Origin of the sequence: Chitinophaga ginsengisoli (assembly GCF_003014595.1) — a bacterium.
Classification (GTDB): Bacteria; Bacteroidota; Bacteroidia; order Chitinophagales; family Chitinophagaceae; genus Chitinophaga; species Chitinophaga ginsengisoli.
The window spans coordinates 564,830-583,376 of the sequence record NZ_PYGK01000004.1; the positions used below are offsets into that span (position 1 = coordinate 564,830).

At 46.7% G+C, this 18,547-nt stretch carries 11 protein-coding genes; 4 read left to right on the forward strand and 7 right to left on the reverse strand.

All coding sequences use genetic code 11. From position 1 onward, the window contains the following. Positions 1-4: 4 nt before the first annotated feature. The gene (locus CLV42_RS13310; RefSeq protein WP_106602400.1) at positions 5-370 is read right to left on the reverse strand and encodes a winged helix-turn-helix transcriptional regulator; all 366 of its coding nucleotides are present in this window, start codon (positions 368-370) and stop codon (positions 5-7) included. A gap of 93 nt (positions 371-463) precedes the next feature. Here CLV42_RS13310 and CLV42_RS13315 point away from each other — a divergent pair, with 93 nt between their 5' ends. Next, complete coding sequence (locus CLV42_RS13315) at positions 464-868, forward strand: antibiotic biosynthesis monooxygenase family protein (protein WP_211303441.1); 405 nt, start codon at positions 464-466, stop codon at positions 866-868. Positions 869-880: 12 nt separating this feature from the next. Further along, positions 881-1,348, forward strand: coding sequence for a group II truncated hemoglobin (locus CLV42_RS13320; protein WP_106602401.1), 468 nt, complete (start codon positions 881-883; stop codon positions 1,346-1,348). 12 nt (positions 1,349-1,360) lie between these two features. Here the strand turns inward: CLV42_RS13320 and CLV42_RS13325 are convergent, their stop codons facing one another. The 6 genes from CLV42_RS13325 to CLV42_RS13350 all read right to left on the reverse strand — a co-directional run bounded on the left by CLV42_RS13325 (position 1,361) and on the right by CLV42_RS13350 (position 15,236). Next, a complete protein-coding gene (locus CLV42_RS13325) occupies positions 1,361-2,827 on the reverse strand; it encodes an MFS transporter (protein WP_106602402.1) in 1,467 nt (488 codons plus the stop codon). A 106-nt stretch (positions 2,828-2,933) separates the two neighbouring features. Continuing rightward, complete coding sequence (locus CLV42_RS13330; RefSeq protein WP_106602403.1) at positions 2,934-4,667, reverse strand: alpha-L-arabinofuranosidase; 1,734 nt, start codon at positions 4,665-4,667, stop codon at positions 2,934-2,936. Positions 4,668-4,759: 92 nt separating this feature from the next. Further along, entirely contained in the window at positions 4,760-6,019 is a 1,260-nt protein-coding gene (locus CLV42_RS13335; RefSeq protein WP_106602404.1) for a glycan-binding surface protein, read from the reverse strand. A 13-nt stretch (positions 6,020-6,032) separates the two neighbouring features. Further along, complete coding sequence (locus CLV42_RS13340) at positions 6,033-7,679, reverse strand: RagB/SusD family nutrient uptake outer membrane protein (protein WP_106602405.1); 1,647 nt, start codon at positions 7,677-7,679, stop codon at positions 6,033-6,035. A 20-nt stretch (positions 7,680-7,699) separates the two neighbouring features. Next, a complete protein-coding gene (locus tag CLV42_RS13345) occupies positions 7,700-10,897 on the reverse strand; it encodes a SusC/RagA family TonB-linked outer membrane protein (protein ID WP_106602406.1) in 3,198 nt (1,065 codons plus the stop codon). 202 nt (positions 10,898-11,099) lie between these two features. Next, the gene (locus CLV42_RS13350) at positions 11,100-15,236 is read right to left on the reverse strand and encodes a hybrid sensor histidine kinase/response regulator (protein ID WP_245901641.1); all 4,137 of its coding nucleotides are present in this window, start codon (positions 15,234-15,236) and stop codon (positions 11,100-11,102) included. A 21-nt stretch (positions 15,237-15,257) separates the two neighbouring features. On the opposite strand from CLV42_RS13350, the gene CLV42_RS13355 reads away from it, so the two are divergent. Beyond that, positions 15,258-15,755, forward strand: coding sequence for a hypothetical protein (locus CLV42_RS13355; RefSeq protein WP_146154378.1), 498 nt, complete (start codon positions 15,258-15,260; stop codon positions 15,753-15,755). A 200-nt stretch (positions 15,756-15,955) separates the two neighbouring features. Further along, positions 15,956-18,064, forward strand: coding sequence for a chondroitinase-B domain-containing protein (locus tag CLV42_RS13360; protein ID WP_106602408.1), 2,109 nt, complete (start codon positions 15,956-15,958; stop codon positions 18,062-18,064). The last annotated feature ends 483 nt before the right edge of the window (positions 18,065-18,547 follow it).

Below are 18,547 nucleotides of genomic sequence, written 5' to 3' on the forward strand. Positions count from 1 at the left end.
TCTTTTATTTATACAGCTGTTGATCTTTCATGTAGTCTATACCGTGCTCTTTGAGGTAGTTAATGCCATACTCGCTCAGAAACTCAAACAAGGGCGATAGAGACTTACCTGTTGGCGTAATATTGTATTGCACCCGGTAAGGCTTTAACGAGAGCACCTTCTTCTCAATGAGCTGATCTCTTTCCAGTTCTTTGAGTTGCTGTACCAGCATCTTTTCTGATATACCCGGCAGATTGTCCCTTATCTCACTGAATCCCCTGTCGTTAAAAATGTTGAGATGCGAAAGGATCAGTATCTTCCATTTGCCACCAATAAAGCTCAATGTCACATCAACCGGACAGGTATATGTTTTATTATTTAGTTTGATCATAGGTGTATAAAATTAGATAATGAAACGATACTCGCCGGGCTTACTTTTTGGTAAGTTATTGCCCGTGCCGTTAAAATGTAGCAACTTGAGGGCATGAAAAAGTTATCTCTCATTATTGCTGTTTTTACCTTGTTTACAACAGTTCAATCCTTTGCACAAACTAAAGAAAATATGGAAGACAACCAGTACTACAGTATTGAAATTATCAGGTACAATATCCCTTCATCAGACTATGACACTTTTGAAAAAGCTTATCTTGAAGCCGGTAGGTTATTGGAAGCATCCCCTTATTGTAAAGGGTATCATATTATCAAGGGCAGCGATGAACCGGATCATTACATTGTAACGATTTACTGGACGTCAGAAGAAGATCATCTGCAAAAGTTCCGTAAAAGTGAACAGTTTACCGGTTTTTTTCAGCTTGTTAAACCATTTTATAGTAATATAGCTGAGATGAAACATTATCATCCACCATTGGTAAACTGGAAAAAACAATAAGGAACGATCACTATGAGTAATATACCTACGTTATATGAATGGGCCGGTGGAATGCCCGTATTCGAAAAACTGACAGACCGCTTTTACGCTAAAGTATTGCAGGACGAGCTGCTGGAACCTGTATTCAGGCATATGTCCAAAGAGCATCAACTACATGTGGCTCATTTTATTGCCGAAGTATTTGGTGGGCCAGCGTTTTACAGTACCAATGAAGGAAGCCATTTCCGCATGATACAGAAACACATCGGCAAACACCTGACAGAACAGCACCGCAAACAATGGTTGAAACTACTGGTAGAGACGGCCGATGAACTGTGCCTGCCAGATGATCCTGAATTCAGGTCTGCTTTCATGGCTTACCTGGAATGGGGCACCCGGTTGGCAGTGATCAACTCCAACCTGGATGACCCGACTATCAATACAGATGAACCAATGCCTAAATGGGGCTGGGGCGTTCCCGGCGGTCCTTATCAGCCTTAAGGAAACACGCGTTTAGACATTTCTCTTTTTCAGCTTGATAATCGTCCGTAACTGCTCATGCCAGCTGATGATGTTGCCAATCAGGAAATACTCCTTGAGGTCTCTTTTGATGCTTTTGCGCATGACCTTTTTCACGACATCTTTATCCACTTCACCCACTTCATTTACATGGGCTAATAATTCCATTGACAGCAGGGCTAACAGCGCACCTATCAGGAACAGGAAGTTCCATTGGTGTAAGGCTACCAGCTTCCCCACTTTGGTAATCCCGGAGGAGCTCCATTGTGCCGTGATCAGCAGACTTCTGTTGGCGAAATAATCTGCCAGTACACCGCCCACCAGTGGGCCAATAGAAGAGAAAAAAGCGGTAATGATATTCTTGACTGACAGATACACAATGGCGTCTTCCCTGGGGGCCAGTTTCAACCCGATGTTGGTGAGCGAAAGATTGATGCCTGCTGTGGAAATACCGGTGAATATATGAATGCCCGCCAGCAGGATCAGGTTTATATACAGGTAGGAGTAGACGCCTATAAAGCACCATGCCAGGATACAGGTGATATATATCGGAGCGCTGAGCGCTATAATGGTTTTATTGCTGTACCGGTCGGCAAATGTTCCCCATATACGTATGGTCATAATACTCGATAGCTGGCTGATGATAGAAAGAATGATGATGTAGGAAATGGCCAGTCCCATGGCTTTCATCATAAATACAATAAAGAAAGGAGTGGCGATATTCAGTGCAAATACCCAGGCGGAGTTAAATATCAGCAATCTGCGGAAATTATTGTCTTTTAACGGCTGCTTAAAAAGTGAAAGGATGTTGGCATTGGAGAGGTATGACTGTGGCTCGGGAGCAAAGGATAGCACATAACCTCCTATGGTGCCGACAACACCCGCAATGATAAAGAAAATGGCATACACGTGTAGTTCATATTCCGGATACCTGCTTTTGACGAAATCCAGCAACGTAGCCAACAGAATACTAAACACCACATCCAGTATCTGGTTATAACGACTGCGCCGGGAGAAGTACCCACCCAACATATTTTCAGGGATGAGGTCTTTCATCCACGAGTTCCAGGCAGGGCCGGCAATAGATCCAAACAGGTAATAAAAAAAAAGGAAGAAAATAAGTATGCTGATAGAACTGCCTGAAAACAACAGGGCGCTGAGACCGATACATACCAATGGAAACCTCGCCAGAAAGGCACAGAAAACAGCAATGGCCCGCCTGTTGTTAAACTTGCGGACCAGCCATATAGAGATGAGTTGGAATATATTGGTGAATGTTGGTAATGCAGCTAGTATCCCGATCTGCACATTATTTGCACCCATTAGAAGCGCCATTGCTACGAGGAAGGCGCTACCGGTAAAAGTAGTCATCATTTCAGAAGCAAGCCCGTCCCATATCACTACGCTCATTCCCCGCCGGACTTCTCTTTCTGTCAATACTTCTTTCGGTTTTAAATTCATAAGCCCGCTGTTAGTGTTTCATGCTTCAGCGTTTATTACAAATTTCATTCCCGCGGTATTACAGAAAAGGCCGGCATCGTTGAAACGATACCGGCTTTTGATATGCCTATTTTTTATCCACAACCAAATTGATGACAGACATAGGCGGTAATGCGATCTTTACGCCATTGCCGGTATTGGCAGCATATGCCTTCAATGTTGTGTATCCGTCAGGACCACCTGCAACACCTGAAGGGCCTGCGCCATTTATAAATACCTTGCGGGAGAAGCCGGTACTGCCTTCTCCACCGTTTAATACATACCAGTAAAAACGGGCGCCGGGGTTGAAATTCTTGAATGTAAGGACCACATTCTGCGTCATAGCAGCTCTGTTGACCAGTGTTACAGATACCTCTCCGGAAGTGAAGGTGGATGCATAAGCATTGATATTGGCATTACTGTCAGATACCGTTGCATTGATACATCTGTCACCCAGGAATTTCTGCAGGAAATACTGGTAATAAAAGGCAGGCCTGGGCGCCCATTTTGTTTCGCCCGAAGCTGCTTCTCCCTGGCTGAAAAGCCCCATGTCATTACCGTTCTCCCAGCTATTGGCAAGGTCCCAGCGACTGGACATGCCGAATTTGTTCTTCATGAGTTCACCCCATACCATTACTGCATGCATACCTGCTACCTGCGATACCATCTGTTGGGAGCCAACTGCGAAGATGTTCCACTCTGTCAGGGCTATCGGCTTCATGGCGGTGCCGATAGTAGTGGACAGATAGTCGTATATCGCCTTGGTAACAGTGGTCGCGGATGCCAGTACCTCCTGCGGATTAGAATTGGTATTATAGGGTGTATAATAGCTGTGTACGATAAAGAAATCCGTGGCAGCACCTGCCTGTTGCAGTACGCCGGCGTTCCATTGTTTATCAACATTATTGGCCCAGAAAGCTGGTTCATGTTCCAGCATCTGTGCACCTATATAGATAGTTTTACCCTTCTCAGCAGCTGCCTTACGCATGGAGTCCGCAAATACTTTATAGTGACGGCCATACAGCTCTCCGCTTACATATTCCGGCTGACCATCTTTATTCTGTGATACATCTATCCGGTAGCCAGCCTGCCAGTTGCCATTGCTTTCGTTGCCTATTTCCCAATATTTGGTACGCCCGTTGTCATACCTTACCCAGTCTGCCGCCAGGTGAGCTGCAGCAGCAACAGGGTCAGTGCCGGTACCATATCTTGCATAGCCGTAATTGACGGTGATGATCCCTTCATTGCCCGTGGTCTGTAACATCTTGTAATAGTTCTCTACTGACAATGTCCAGTCAACGGTATTGCCTCCATACCAGTATCCGGGATCTGTCTGGTAACCGTCGCCATTCAGGAGCTTGGCAGGAGCATCAGCAGGTGGATTGCCAGGCTGTCTGTTCCAGAAATAGACGCTGCTGATATTGCCGCCGGGAAATCTGATAATACGGGGATGCAGGTTGGTGAGACGCTGCAACAACACCGGCTCTGTCACGATCTGGCTCATGTAGGGATTACTATTATTGCCAAATAATGTAGGTGATATCTTTGTCAGTATAGCAGAAGCATCCACGTTCACTGTATATGTTGTTGATGCAGGCGGTGTAACTTCAGTATAAGACGGTGCTGTGAAGTTCTTTGGCGTCCATGCATCCATGAAAAAACCTATGCTGGTTGCCACTGAAGGATCATCAGGTTTTACGACCACATCTGTTGTATCACTGCCGTTCTTTTCATCATCATATTTTTCTGTACCGTTCTTGCTGCATGCATTTGCTATCAACAGTCCCATACATATCGAACAGATAGCTGATATTCTCTTCATCCCGAGAAATTTTATTGAGTGATACATTTTTAAGACAGGCCCGCAGAATTGCTTCCGCAGACCTGATCTTTTCCCGTAAAAACTAACGTCTTCTATTTTATCTTAATAATTCTGAAATTGTCATAGGCAGCATTGTACACATCTACAGGTGCATCTTCTGTTATGAAACGATAACCAAAGGCTACTACGCCGCCTGTTTTTAACAGATCTCCCATGGTAACAGCACCTGCGCCTGTACCTTCTTTACCATCTGCCACCGCTTTAAAGAGCGCTAAATTGATGGTAACGGTTCTCCATTTACCTTCAGTATCGAATTTGTTGTTAGGCGCTCCTGACCAGGGCATAAAGCGGTAAGCATAGTTATCGCCAAAGCGGATCACGTTGATACCGGCAGTCCATGGTTCCTTGGTGTTGATCTCAAATTTCAATACATAGTTGGATGCCTGCTGTGTCATGATGGCGGCGGTGAACATGTTTGTTATATCTGAGAAGTTGCCGGAGCGGTTGCCATTCCACCATGCCCCGTCGCTTGCACCAACACCGCCGAAGATATTCTGCAGATAGCCGCCCCTTGTACCCGGAAAGAGCGAGGCATCGCTTGTCCTGTTAGCGCCCCACCATGCCCAGTTAAATACCGGTGTCTCTCCTGTTTCACCGGCGTTGGTCAGGTTGCTGATCACGTCGCCGCTCTCGTGATCATTCAACGGCCCGTCAGACATGGTAGTGCCATACTTTGCATGAATAACCAATCTACCAGTATCAGTGCCCAGGTCTGGCATGATCAGTCCGACCCTGGTACCCGCTTCATTCCCTGCAAATGCTGTGATCTCTCTGCCGCCGGGAAGAACGATCTTGTCGATCAGCCATAAGCTGGACCCGTAAATGATCAGGGAATCGCCAGGAAGTGCGTTCTCGTTTGAAATAACGGCAATAGACGGCGGCGGTATATCCACTACAAAAGAGTAGGATGTTTCACCATGAGTGGTCACAATGCGGATCGTATTTGGCACCTTCGGATCAGTGGCCTCTGTCGGCGCATTGTCCGGTATGGTAATGATCAGGCGTGTATCGGTGTTGTATGTCGGATTGAAATATGCGCTTTGTCCGTTGAAAGCTACCTGGGTTATACCGCCCAGGTTCTGACCAGTGACGAGTATCAGTGTACCCGGTAAGGCCCTTACAAAGGCGCTGTCCTGTTTAGTGGAATCCAGTAGTGTAACGCTGCTGACAATAGGTACACCTGCATGGTTATCATCTTTTGAACAGGATACGAACAGGGAAAGCGCCACCGGCAGGATGAAAAAAAGTATCCATTTCATGTTTCTGATAGTGGCTGATATATAGTGAGTCATAACGTTTTCTTTTTTAGTTAAACTTGTATGGCACCGGTGGTTTTCTCAGATTAGGCGCTGCTGTCATTTCCGCGGCAGGGTAGGGCAGCTGGAAATTGCTTTCCGTTACCGGGTAGAATGCAGGCGTATCTGAGCTCACTGTCCAGGAAGTAGCATTGGTGGCAGCATTAGCAACGATCCTGTAAGTACCCCTGTTCTGGTTGTTCAGTATAGTGATCGCTTTTGCCGGATCATAATAATGCAGCCTTACGATGTCATACCATGCCTGTCCTTCCATAGCCAGTTCCAGTCTTCTTTCCACATAGATATCATCCCAGGTGATGCTGGTTTTTGTTGGCACGCCGGCCCTGGTACGAACAGCATTGAAATACTGTAGTGCTTTGTTGTCACTGGTAGATGGCGAGTTACCCAGCACTGCTTCCGCATACACCAGGTATACGTCTGCCAGGCGAAGCATATAGGTGTTCATCTCCGTATGTTGCTGTGTAACCTTGCCATCATTGTCTTCAGGACGTCCTACCACATATTTCTTCACCCAGGCCCTTGTATTATATCTTTCTGTACCGACAAAGTTCCAGGGTACCTGCAGTTCCTGGATGATCTTCTTACCAGGATTGTTTGGATCGTCTACTGACTGATGAATGTAGGAATAGTGATCGCCGGGGAACATGAATGTACCTTTACGGCGTTTATCATCCACCCGGTATAACTGCAGCTGGTAGAGAGAGGCGCCAAGGTCACCGCCCCATCCATCTCCGAAACCTGTTATTTCAGAACCAAAAGCCAGGAATGCCTGCACACTGTTTTGTGTACCCCAGTCGCCGTCATATTTCCATTGCAGGGCAAACAGGCTTTCAGGATTGTTGTTGTTCTTCATCATGAACAGGTCTTCGTAATTGCTCATTAAAGCAGCGCCGCTATTTACGATCACGTCATTGGCATACCAGGCGGCACTGTCAAGGTCTGCCTGGTTGCGGGAACCGGAAACACCGGCGCGTGTGAGGAATGCTTTGGCCAACATACCTTCTGCGGCCCATTTGGTTAATCGTCCTTTCTGTAGTGGTGTAGCAGGCAGATTCTGCGCAGCAAAACGTAGATCACGGATAATGAATTCCCATACGGATGCTACTGTATTCCTGGTAATGGAAGTATCGGTCAGCAGCACATTGTTATCAACGATGATGGGAACAGGCCCCCAGTTCTGCACCAGGTAGGAATAAGCCAGTCCTCTCATGAAACGGCCTTCTGCAATACCTGCCTGTTTAACAGATTCAGGCACACTGGAGGCGGTATATTTTGCGAGATTGCCGATAACCATATTGGACTGTGCCACAACATTAAAGAAGGCAGTCCAGGAACTATATACTTCAGGCGTTACATCTGTCGTCTGCATCCTGATATTGTCCACCTGGTAAGACCCGGACATCAGGACACCGGCCCTGCCATCTCCGATACCGTGAGAGGCTTTATCATTATAGGCAAACCATACGATGTTGTACAACGGTGCAGTACCTGCCAGCACCTGGTCTGACGATTTATAGAAGTTCACGTCTACGATCGCATCTTCCGGTGGCCTGTTCAGAAAGTCCTTACTACAGGCAGACAGCGCAAGCAGGCATATAAACGTGATCAGGTATTTATTATAGTTTCTCTTTTTCATGGTGATAGTTTAAAGGCTCATTAAAAATCAACAGCAACACTGGCAGAATATAACCTGGTTAAAGGATAGCGTCCAGCGTCCACACCTATCAGTTGACTATTCAACTGTACTTCTTTTCCCAGGTAGGCGCCTACTTCAGGGTCATATCCTTTATACTTTGTGAAAGTGGCAAGGTTCTGCACGCCTGCAGACAAGCGGATACTTCTTATAACAGACTGATGCCTGATGAGCGATGACGGAATGGTGTATCCCAGTTGTACATTTTTGATCCTGATATAGGAGCCGTCTTCCACGAAGAGGTTAGTAAAGCGGTTGCCGTTCCCATTTACATCGTTCCCTACAATTCTCGGCACCTTTGTACCAGGATTCAACAATACCGTTTTGCTTCCATCGTCGGAGACACGGGCATAGCCAAATGATTCCTGCAGCAGGTTGCGGCCCAGGTTGATGTTATTAGGATTGGTAGTTTCAAAACGCAGGTAGTTGAAAATATCATTACCCTGTACGCCAGTTACCAATATGCTGAGATCAAATCCTTTGTAAGAGAAGGTATTGGTGAAACCGAATGTCAGCTTGGGCCATGGATTACCAATATAGGTCTGGTCACGTGAGTCGATGATCTTGTCTCCATTGAGGTCTTTATATTTCACATCTCCAACCCATACGCCACCATCTTTTGATACCGGTAAGCGGGTACCATCCGATTGTGCCGGAATAGCGCTGTTATTGATCTCGTCTACCGACTGGAACAGGCCATCAGAAATGTAACCATAGAACTGCCATGGTGCGATGCCTATAGCAGAGCGTGAGGTGAAGTTATTCATGTACCAGGCGGAGCGGGACAGGAAGGCTGCATCAGAATAGAACTTGGTGATCTTGGTCTTGAAGGACGAGATGTTGAAGTTTGTTCTCCAGGAGAAACCACTACGGTTATCAATGTTCACCGTATTCAGCGTGATGCCGAAGCCTTTATTCTGCATGGCGCCAATATTCACTATCGGAGGATTGATAGCTCCTTCGCCCTGTGTACCCATATAGGCGGGGAGCGGGTTAGGCATCAGCAGGTTGTCTGTTTTCTTGATGTAGTAGTCGCCTTCCAACTGTACCCTGTCTTTCAGTATACTCAGGTTAAAGCCTATGTTCTTTGTTTCGGTCGATTCCCATTTGAGGCCGGCGTTACCATATTGTCCGGTACGGAAGCCTGCTCCCCATGGAGTGGTTACAGCAGTCAGGGAGGAATATTGTGCACCTCCGCTGCCATTATTACCGGTAGTACCGATTTCCGCACGGATCTTCAGTTCATTGATAAATGGCAATTCCTTCATGAAGTTTTCTCCGGTCAGTCTCCAGGCAACAGACACGGAAGGGAAATATCCCCACCTGTTGTCCACACCAAAGTTGGAGGAACCGTCTGCCCTTCCTGCCAGTTGCAGGATATATTTGTTATCGTAGGTATAGTTGATACGGCCCAGGTAGGATTCCAGTGCGCCTGAACTTTTATAGCTACCGGTAGTTTGTCCCAATGCGTCGCCCAGGTTCAGGGAAGGAATGTCATTGCTGGCAAATCCGACACGTTGTGCAGAGAAGCCCTGGTTGTTCCATGCCTGTGCTTCGTGGCTGACCATTACACTGAAGCTGTGTTTACCCATGTCCCTGTTATATTGTAACAGTTCGTTCAGGTTCCAGTAGAAGTTCCTGTTATTGCTGATGGCTAAAGAGGCTTTCTCATTGACATTATACCCTAATCGGTAGGTGGGCGTAAATTTGCTGCCATCCGCATATTCAAAGTTGCCATTGAAGCTGGTGCGGAAGGTCAGTCCTTTTATGATATTTATTTCTGCAGCAGCACCTCCCAATCCGCCGGTACGTTTATAATCATTGCGTACCAGGTTGGCGATAGCTACAGGATTGAGCGGTGCGTATTTTGCATTGCCGCCGTATTCATTTTCCGTAGCGCCACCCCAGCTGCCATCCGGATTTTTTACCGGGATGTTGGGGGCCAGGTTGATCGCGTTCCTTACTACATCTTCACTGGTGGCAGACAGTTTTTCCTTTGTCTGGTAGAAGTTCAGGGAAGTGCTCAGTTTCAGCCATTTGAATGCCTGGTTGTCCAGGTTGAGGCGGAAAGAGTAGCGGTTGAAGTTGGAGCCGACAGCCACACCGTCCTGTTTGAAGTATTCGCCCGACATATAATAAGTGGTTTTGTCGGAACCTCCGCTCAGGTTTACCTGGTGTTTCTGCAGGGGAGCTCTTTTAAAGAGTGCGTTTTGCCAGTTGGTACCCTGTCCTAACACACTTGGATTCTGGAACTCAGGGGTAGGGGTGCGGTTCAGCAGTCTCGCAATTTCATTGTTCATCTCAGCGAACTGCGAGAGGCTCATAGTGGTAATGTCGTCAGGCTTGTCCTGAAGGGTATAGAGATAATTATAGGACAGCTTTACCTGACCTGATTTTCCCCTTTTGGTAGTGATCAGTACCACACCGTTGGTAGCGCGGGAGCCATATATCGCGGTGGCGGAAGGTCCCTGCAGGATGTCGTACGAAGCAATGTCTGCCGGATTGATACCAGCCAGCGCATTCACAGAGCTGGTGTTGCCATAGGATACGGTAGACGGCTGGATCTGTACTCCATCCACTACGTATAAAGGCTCATTGGTGCCACTCAGGGTATTGACCCCCCGGATATTTACAGAGATACCTCCACCCGGTTGCCCTGAGTTCTGGGTAACATATACGCCAGCTGCACGACCCTGGATGGCCTGGTCGATGGTTGTATTGATGGTACGGTCTGCATCCGCAGCGCTGATGGATACCTGGGCGCTGCTCTGGTCCCTTTTCTTCATGGTACCGTAACCAACTACGACCACATCGTTCAGCTTACGGTAATCGTCCTGTAAGTCAACGTTGACATTACCGGCATTGCCGACTTTAAAGTCCCGGGGCATAAATCCCATAGAGGCAATACTGATTACCTGGCCTGGAGCAGCCTTAATAGTAAAATGTCCTTTGTCATCAGTTGTGGTTCCTTTTTTCGTCCCCTTAATAAGAATAGAGGCACCGGGAACAGGATTGCCGGTCTCCTTTGAAGTGATTGTGCCGGAAACAGTCCGCTCGTTGTCGGATTGGTTCTGCGCCCGGGTAGGCATACTAAAAGCCCATAAGAAGATCATAACCCATACCATCAGGCATGATCTTCCAGTCGTACTGGCTTGTTTCATAGCGTGGAGATTAAGTGTTTAAATTAATGCGCGATTGTTTGATTTTGGTTTGTCAAATAACGGCATGATGTCCCTCATAACGATGGGATAAAATTATCGTTATGAGGGGAAAGCGAGGGTCGTACAATGTTTATTAAATAGGATAAAATGTTGCAGCAGGGGTATCAAATGTTACATGGATGGGTATAGCTCTTTGCAGGACCTATTTTCTCATGCTGGCAACGTATGCGGAAGGCAGCATATTATAGGCCATTTTGAAATATTTAGCGAAGTATTTAGGATTATTGAACCCTACCTCATAGGCTACCTCTGTCACGTTCATTTCTGTTTTAGACAATAGCTGGGCTGCCTTTTTGAGACGTACGGTGCGGATAAATTCCACCGGCGTTTGTCCCGTGAGAGAGAAAATACGCCTGTAAACAGACACCCGGTTCATACAGAGCTCCCGGCTCAGTTCTTCCACAGAGAAGCCGGCATTGGACAGGTTCTTTTCCACGATGGCCAGCACTTTCTCCAGGAATTTCTCGTTCGGGGAGGGGACATGCCCTTCATCTGCCGTTTCCAGGGAGCCTATAATGTGTTTTACCAGGGTCTGTCTTACCAGGAGATTACGGATCCTGGACAGCATGATCTCGAAGTTGAAAGGCTTCACCATATAATCTGCCGCACCGGTTTCCAGTCCTTTTAACTGTTCTTCTTCTCCCGCCATGGCTGTGAGCAGTATGACCGGGATGTGGCGGGTACGGTTGTCATGTTTGATCTTGCCGCACAGTTCAACACCGTCCATGACCGGCATATTGATGTCGCTGACCACCAGGTCAGGGTGACCGGACAATGTCTTCTGCCATCCGGCGCCACCATCTGCCGCTTCGATGATATTATAATAGGCCTTCAGGTTCTCTTTCAGGTAGAATCGGAAGTCGTCATTGTCTTCAATCAGGAGGATGGTCTGCTTTTCGGTGGCAGGTTCATGTAAGCCGGCAGGTGAGGGGAGGACCTCTTCCTCCGCTGTGATGGCAGGAACCGGCGAAGAGACCAGGACTGGTTCAGCCTGAGGAACAGGTTCGCCGGATGGCTCAAAGGGCAGTTGCACAATAAAACAACTCCCCTTGTTCACCTCACTTTCTACGGTGATGGTGCCGTTGTTCAGCTTTACAAACTCCTTCGTGATAGCCAACCCTATACCGCTGCCCCGGTTCACAAATCCTCCTGGCATATCACTCTGGAAGAACTGTTCAAAGACTTTCTCATGTCTCTCCGGCGGGATACCGATTCCCGTGTCTTTAACCCTTATTTCCAGCCATGTTTTATCGTCCCTGGAGCTGGTAATCATTTCAACGCTTACCGTGCCTCCCTGGGGCGTAAATTTGAAAGCATTGGATAAGAGGTTGAACAGGATCCGCTCTATCTTATCGTGGTCAAAACTGGTATATAACTGGCTGCAGCTACTCTGGTAGGAGAAATTGATCTGTTTTCTCTCCGCCAGATCTGTAAAGGAGCAGGCAACATCTTTGATAAAACCGGCAATGTCTCCCCTGACAGGGTCCAGCTTCAGTTCGTGCATTTCCATTCTACGGAAGTCCATCAGCTGGTTGACCAGGTTCAATAGGCGTTTGGCGTTGCGATAGATCAACTGGAACTTGTTTTTATCTTCCTGCTCCTTCGTCTGCTGGATGATCTCTTCTATGGGCGACAGTATCAGTGACACCGGTGTACGGAATTCATGGCTGACATTGGTAAACAGTTTGATCTTCATCATATCCAGTTCATGCATGCGTTGCGCTTCCCTTCTTTCCTGCTGGAGTACGAACTGGGTATGGGCGCGTTTGATCACCCTTCTTCTTAACAGCAGCAATATGGAAACCGCCAGTACGATGTAGATGATATAGGCCAGTGGCGTTTTCCAGAACGGAGGTTTGATGCGGATGGTCAGGGAGATACCTTCTTCGTTCCAGTAGCCGTCTTCATTGGCGGCTTTCAGCATCAGGGTGTAAGTGCCCGGGTTGATATTGGTATAAGTGATACGCCTTGTTTTACCGTCGGTGGTCAGCCATTCCTTGTTAAAACCGGTCAGCTTGTAGGCATACTGGTTTTTGTCGGTATTGGTAAAGTTTAAGGCCGCAAAATCAATGGAGAAATCATTTTCATTGTATTTCAGCACGATCTCTTTGATCTCGGACAGGGAGCTAGGCAGGATGATGCGGTGCCCTACCTTTTCATTGACCTCTACTATTTTGTTGGACAGCTGCAAACCTGTCAGCACAATCGCCGGCTTGTTGGTGTTCTGAGGCAGCGACGCAGGATTGAACAGGTTAAATCCGTCAGCACCGCCAAAAATGAGTTCTCCCGACCGGAGCTTACAGGCAGCATTCACGTTGAAGGCATTGCCCTGCAGGCCGTCTTTGTCATCATAATTCCGGCAACTGATACTAAGCTGTCCTTCCGGCTCCTCTTTCACGGTAACCTTACTCAGCCCGTTGGAAGTACTGACCCAGAGATATCCCTGGTTGTCTTCCAGTATGCTGATGATATTGTTGTCCGGCAGCCCGTCTTTTACTGTAAATGACTTAAATGTCTGTGTTGTTTCATCAAATACATTCAGACCTGACCGGGTACCTGCCCACATGTGCCCATTCCTGTCGTACAGGAGGGAGAACACGTTGTCATTGCTCAGCTGGTGGGTGGCAGCCAGGTAATGCACAAAGATGCCTTTGGAGTTGTCCAGCACATCAATACCATAAGCAGTGGCAATCCAGAGATTCCCTTTTTTATCTTCTGCAAAGGCGGTGATGAAGTTGGAGTGAACGGAGGCCGGTTGATTGACGTTGTTATGGTAAAAGATGCTGTTACCGGGATCAAACCTATCCAGTCCTCCGCCGAGCGTGCCTGCCCAGAAATTGTTGCGTTTATCTCTGTAGATCTTCCAGACAGTCTTATTGGCGAGGCTGTTGGGGTTCTTGTCATTGTGCTGATAATGGGTGATCCTGCCTTTGTTGTAGTAGTCCATTCCTCCGAAATAATATCCGATCCAGAGGTTGTCGTGTTCATCTACATACAGGCTGACAATAACATCTTTACTGATGCTATTGTCATCAGCCGGATTGTGTTGAAGCCGGGTGAAGGTACCGGCGCCACGATCGTAATATATGAGACCACCGCCATTAGTACCGATCCATATATTCCCCTTTTTGTCTTCGGCAAAGCAGTTTACATCATTGTAGCTGAGGCTCTGCTTATCAGTAGTGCTATGTTTAAAGAGGGGGAATTTCAGCATGTTCTCTGTGAAATAGCTGATGCCCCTTTTATAGGTACCGCACCATACGATGCCGAAGTTATCTTTATAGAGCGCGTAAATGGCATTTTCCGCAACGCTTTTAGGGTCTTCTTCCTTGTTGAGCAGGAAGTGGGAAGAGAAGTCACTTTTATTGACAAGGTTGACGCCCCCATGGTCAGTCCCTATCCATATCATATTTTTATCATCCTGTACGATGCTGTTGACAATGTCATTATTTAAGGCGCCATTCCGGCTTGACAACTGCCTTATCGTCCCTTTTGCAGGATTCAGGTAGATGACGCCAAAATCATTCTCCGGCATATATATCCAGATATCATCCTGTGTATCTATAAAAAAGCGCAGTGAAGCAGGCTGCCTTTCTATCATGGGGATGATATGATTATTGCGATAGATGACCCTGTTACTGCCAACATCCAGCTTCTCCACCCGGCCATTATTATAAAGGATGACAAGCCTGTTCTGTGCATCTTTTTTCAGATCTGAAACAGGAATATTGCTGGAGCCGGGGATGAGTATTTTAGTAGCATGCCCGGTACTGTCTATTTTATATAATCCGCCGCCTGTATAAGACACCCACCAGGTATTGCCGGTTTGTGCAATACTGTTCACATAGAGTCCCGACAGGCCTTTCTTTTGCAGCCATTTGGCAGCACTCGAGAATTGTTCTTTGACAGGGTCATAGATATCGTCGCCATTGCGGGTTTTGATATACAGACGATTATCCGGAGCAGGATAAATGCCCATAATATAGTCATCGCTTATGGAATTAGAGTCTGCTACGTTATGGCGGAATATTTTAAAGGAATATCCGTCATAACGGTTCAATCCGCTCATTGTTCCGAACCACATAAATCCCTTAGCGTCTTTGTAGATGTAATTGACCTGGTTGTGTGACAGGCCATTATTGACATTCAAAGAAGAGAACTGGTAAGATGACTGTTGTGGATAGGCATAGCTCACCAGCAAAAGCAGTGGAATCAGTAGTAGTTTCATCAACATGGAATAGGCATCAGTCTGTTCATGAAAATACGATATTTTAGCCATAGATTTACCAAAATGCCAGCTATGAAGCCCATTCTTGTCGTTTGTACAATATTACTTGCCTTTACCGCCTGTAAACAACATAAGGACCCAAATCCCGCGGTCATCGATCTTACTTACCAACAAACAGATATACAGAAACAGTTTGATACCTTATATAATCACCAGCAGGCAGATTCCGGTGTATACAGCGGTCTGATAGAGCAGGCGCTGGCCATATGTCACGACAGCACAGGCAAAGGAGGCGCTATTACACAAGATGTATTTTCCAGCATGTATTACAATCTGCATAGTAAACAGTATGATTGTGTTACAACGACTGTTTTCCAGTTACCTGATGGTTCTATTTCAGCAATAGGGTCATTTAATCTGACTCCTGGAGATACAATAGCGCCGGATCATGATTTTCCGGTTACCGGTGGTTCGGGGACGTATCATCATATTGCAGGGACTTATACACGTAAATATAGGGATGGGGTGTATCATGTGAAATTGAGTTATTATAAGACGGATCAGCAGTAAGCTTTTACTGACTGAGTGATCCCAGTTATTTATTCTGCCATGACCTTGGTAAATTGCAAGGCACCGATTGTTTGTTACCAAAAAATTCCTATCTTACAAATACCACGTTGACTCCGCTTACTAAAAAAGCAGGTGAGAATTCCCACATTTTATAACCTGTTTTCATCATTCCCTTAATCAATTATTTTAAAACATTCCAAATGAAACAGCTATTTGCACCCTTTTCGTGCCCATCGGGCAACCTGAAAACCTGGGCCCTGTTTTTTTTCCTATGTCTGTCGGGACACCTGAAACTGCACGCGGCCACCATTAACGTATCTTCCTTATCCGCTTTGCAAACCGCTATCAACAACGCTGCTCCCGGTGACGTGATCATCCTGGCTAATGGTACGTATACCGCCAGCACCGACATTACGATCAGTAAGCAGGGGACTGCTACCCAGCCTATCACCATTGCTGCCCAGACAATAGGAGGGGCTACAATCAATGGTACTGCTGGTTTTAGTATTGTGAGTCCGGCGAAGTATATCATCATCCGCGGCTTTAAATTTACTTTTAATGCTTCTCAGGCAACAATGGCCAGCGGTACGAGTTTCTGTCGCTGGACGCGTAATGTCTTTGAAACGCCCGGAGAAGGAGAGAACCTGACCGTCAACGGGAATGACCATGAAATAGATTACAATACATTCCAGCACAAGAATGCATTGGGAAGGTTTATTGCGATGCGCGGTACCGGCAGCCAGATCTGTCAGCGCATAAATATCCATCACAACTATTTCCTTGATCACAATCCCCAGACAGGCAACGGGGCAGAGTCAGTACAGTTTGGCCTTAGCGGTTATAGCTTATCTTCCAGCAATAGCATTGTGGAACATAATCTTTTTGAGGATTGCGCAGGAGAGAACGAGCTGGTTTCCATCAAAGCATCCGCAGTCACATTCCGCTTTAACACGATCCGTAATTGCCCGGCGCATCTCACCTTGCGGCATGGTAATTTCAATGTCATCTACGGTAATTATTTTATCAATACGCCGGGTGTCCGCATCTTTGGAGATGATCATAAAGTCTTCAGCAATCATTTTGAAAACTGTAATCCCGCTATCAATGTGGGGAACGGCGACGGAGAAGTAGCCAATGGAGATGCGCTGACTGTCCACGATCGTCCCGACCGTGTATTGATTGCCTTTAATACGCTGGTGAACAATACCGTCAATATCGTCCAGGCGGGACGTACCAATGGGCTGGGTGCAACGGCTATTACCATCGCTAACAACATTATACAAGGTGGAGGAGCTGCAGCTACCATCGCCGGGCCCTACACAGGCGCTGTATGGAGCGGTAATATGCTATATAATACCAACGGTGACGGTGACATGCCTTCCAGTGGATACACCACAGCGAATCCTTTACTGGCAAGAGATGCAACAGGTACCTTCCATTTGCAGTCTGGCAGTCCTGCGATAGGCGCCGCTACCGGATCTTATCCATCTGTAACAACAGATATGGACGGGCAGGCACGTACGGCTCCCCTGGAGATAGGAGCAGACGAGGTGTCTACTGCAGCCGTTACAGCACGGATACTTACACCAGATATGGTAGGTGTTAATGGAAGTAATGACACGGGTAATGCCTGCCAACCTGTATCCGCCAGTGGCGATGACGGAAATGTACCCGCCAATGTACTGGACAATAACCTGAACACCCGTTGGTCAGCCAATGGCGACGGACAATGGATTCAATTTTGTCTGGACGATACTGTGTCTGTTTCCGGGGTACAGATCGCATTTTATAGCGGCAATACCCGTACTTCCACTTTTGATATACAGACAGGCAACAATGGTACTACCTGGACGAATGCCTCTACCGGCCGGGTCAGCAGTGGTACCTCCCTCAATCTGGAGACTTTCACCTTCACTGCCCGTCAGGCAAAATATGTGCGGATACTGGGCCATGGCAATAGTGTGAATGCCTGGAATAGTTATACAGAAGTGAAGATACAGACAGGTAGCAGCAGCCGGCAGTCATTAGCAGCGGTTAAGAGTAGTACGGCCTCTGAAATGACCTTAAATACTTCTCCTAATCCGTTCTCGGACCAGGCAACCATACACTTTACACTGCCAGACGCTGGCAAGACCCGCCTGGCAGTATATGATATGAACGGCAAAGTGGTTGCAGTGCTGATTAATGCATATCTGTCGGCAGGAAAATACACAGTGCCCTATAAGGCTGACAATACCCCCGCCGGTATGTACCTGCTGGAGTTGCACCACAACGGAAAAGCAGACACAAAGAAGCTGCAGAAACTCTGAGTGGCAACAGGATATTCTCATTCTGATAAGCGGAATACCTCCAATGATGAGAAAAAAGTATAAGTAAATGGTAAAATTAGACAAGTGGTATGAAGCTTTTTTTCAATGCCTTTTGTTTAACTTTAAAACAGTGTTCCACAGTTGATAACTTAGTCTCTTAAGTTAGTCCGTTATGAAAGTTTGACTGTTCCTGGCCCGGTAGCGTTACTCATCTTCTTCACCAAAATCCAATTAATCAAATATGAGCTTAATTATTCTGTAACAGTTTTTTATTGTCAATACATGCAAACGTTTGCATGATTTAGAAATAAATTGTCAACGTTGGTAACTCTCATTGAAATATATGGGAAGGGAATTCTATTCTCTATTTGTGCAATCGTTTGCATGTATCTATTATTCAATCAAGACTGGTAGTGTCAGTGCCGCTTAGCGTTTATCCAGCTTCCATCAGTATAAGTTCCGCCTAACAATTAAAAATTCCGT

Coding starts and splice junctions, on each gene's coding strand:
- CLV42_RS13310 (WP_106602400.1), bottom strand. CDS start 370: ATGATCAAACTAAATAATAAAACATATACCTGTCCGGTTGATGTGACA.
- CLV42_RS13315 (WP_211303441.1), top strand. CDS start 464: ATGAAAAAGTTATCTCTCATTATTGCTGTTTTTACCTTGTTTACAACA.
- CLV42_RS13360 (WP_106602408.1), top strand. CDS start 15,956: ATGAAACAGCTATTTGCACCCTTTTCGTGCCCATCGGGCAACCTGAAA.
- CLV42_RS13335 (WP_106602404.1), bottom strand. CDS start 6,019: ATGACTCACTATATATCAGCCACTATCAGAAACATGAAATGGATACTT.
- CLV42_RS13350 (WP_245901641.1), bottom strand. CDS start 15,236: ATGGCTAAAATATCGTATTTTCATGAACAGACTGATGCCTATTCCATG.
- CLV42_RS13345 (WP_106602406.1), bottom strand. CDS start 10,897: ATGAAACAAGCCAGTACGACTGGAAGATCATGCCTGATGGTATGGGTT.
- CLV42_RS13320 (WP_106602401.1), top strand. CDS start 881: ATGAGTAATATACCTACGTTATATGAATGGGCCGGTGGAATGCCCGTA.
- CLV42_RS13355 (WP_146154378.1), top strand. CDS start 15,258: ATGAAGCCCATTCTTGTCGTTTGTACAATATTACTTGCCTTTACCGCC.
- CLV42_RS13330 (WP_106602403.1), bottom strand. CDS start 4,667: ATGAAGAGAATATCAGCTATCTGTTCGATATGTATGGGACTGTTGATA.
- CLV42_RS13340 (WP_106602405.1), bottom strand. CDS start 7,679: ATGAAAAAGAGAAACTATAATAAATACCTGATCACGTTTATATGCCTG.
- CLV42_RS13325 (WP_106602402.1), bottom strand. CDS start 2,827: ATGAATTTAAAACCGAAAGAAGTATTGACAGAAAGAGAAGTCCGGCGG.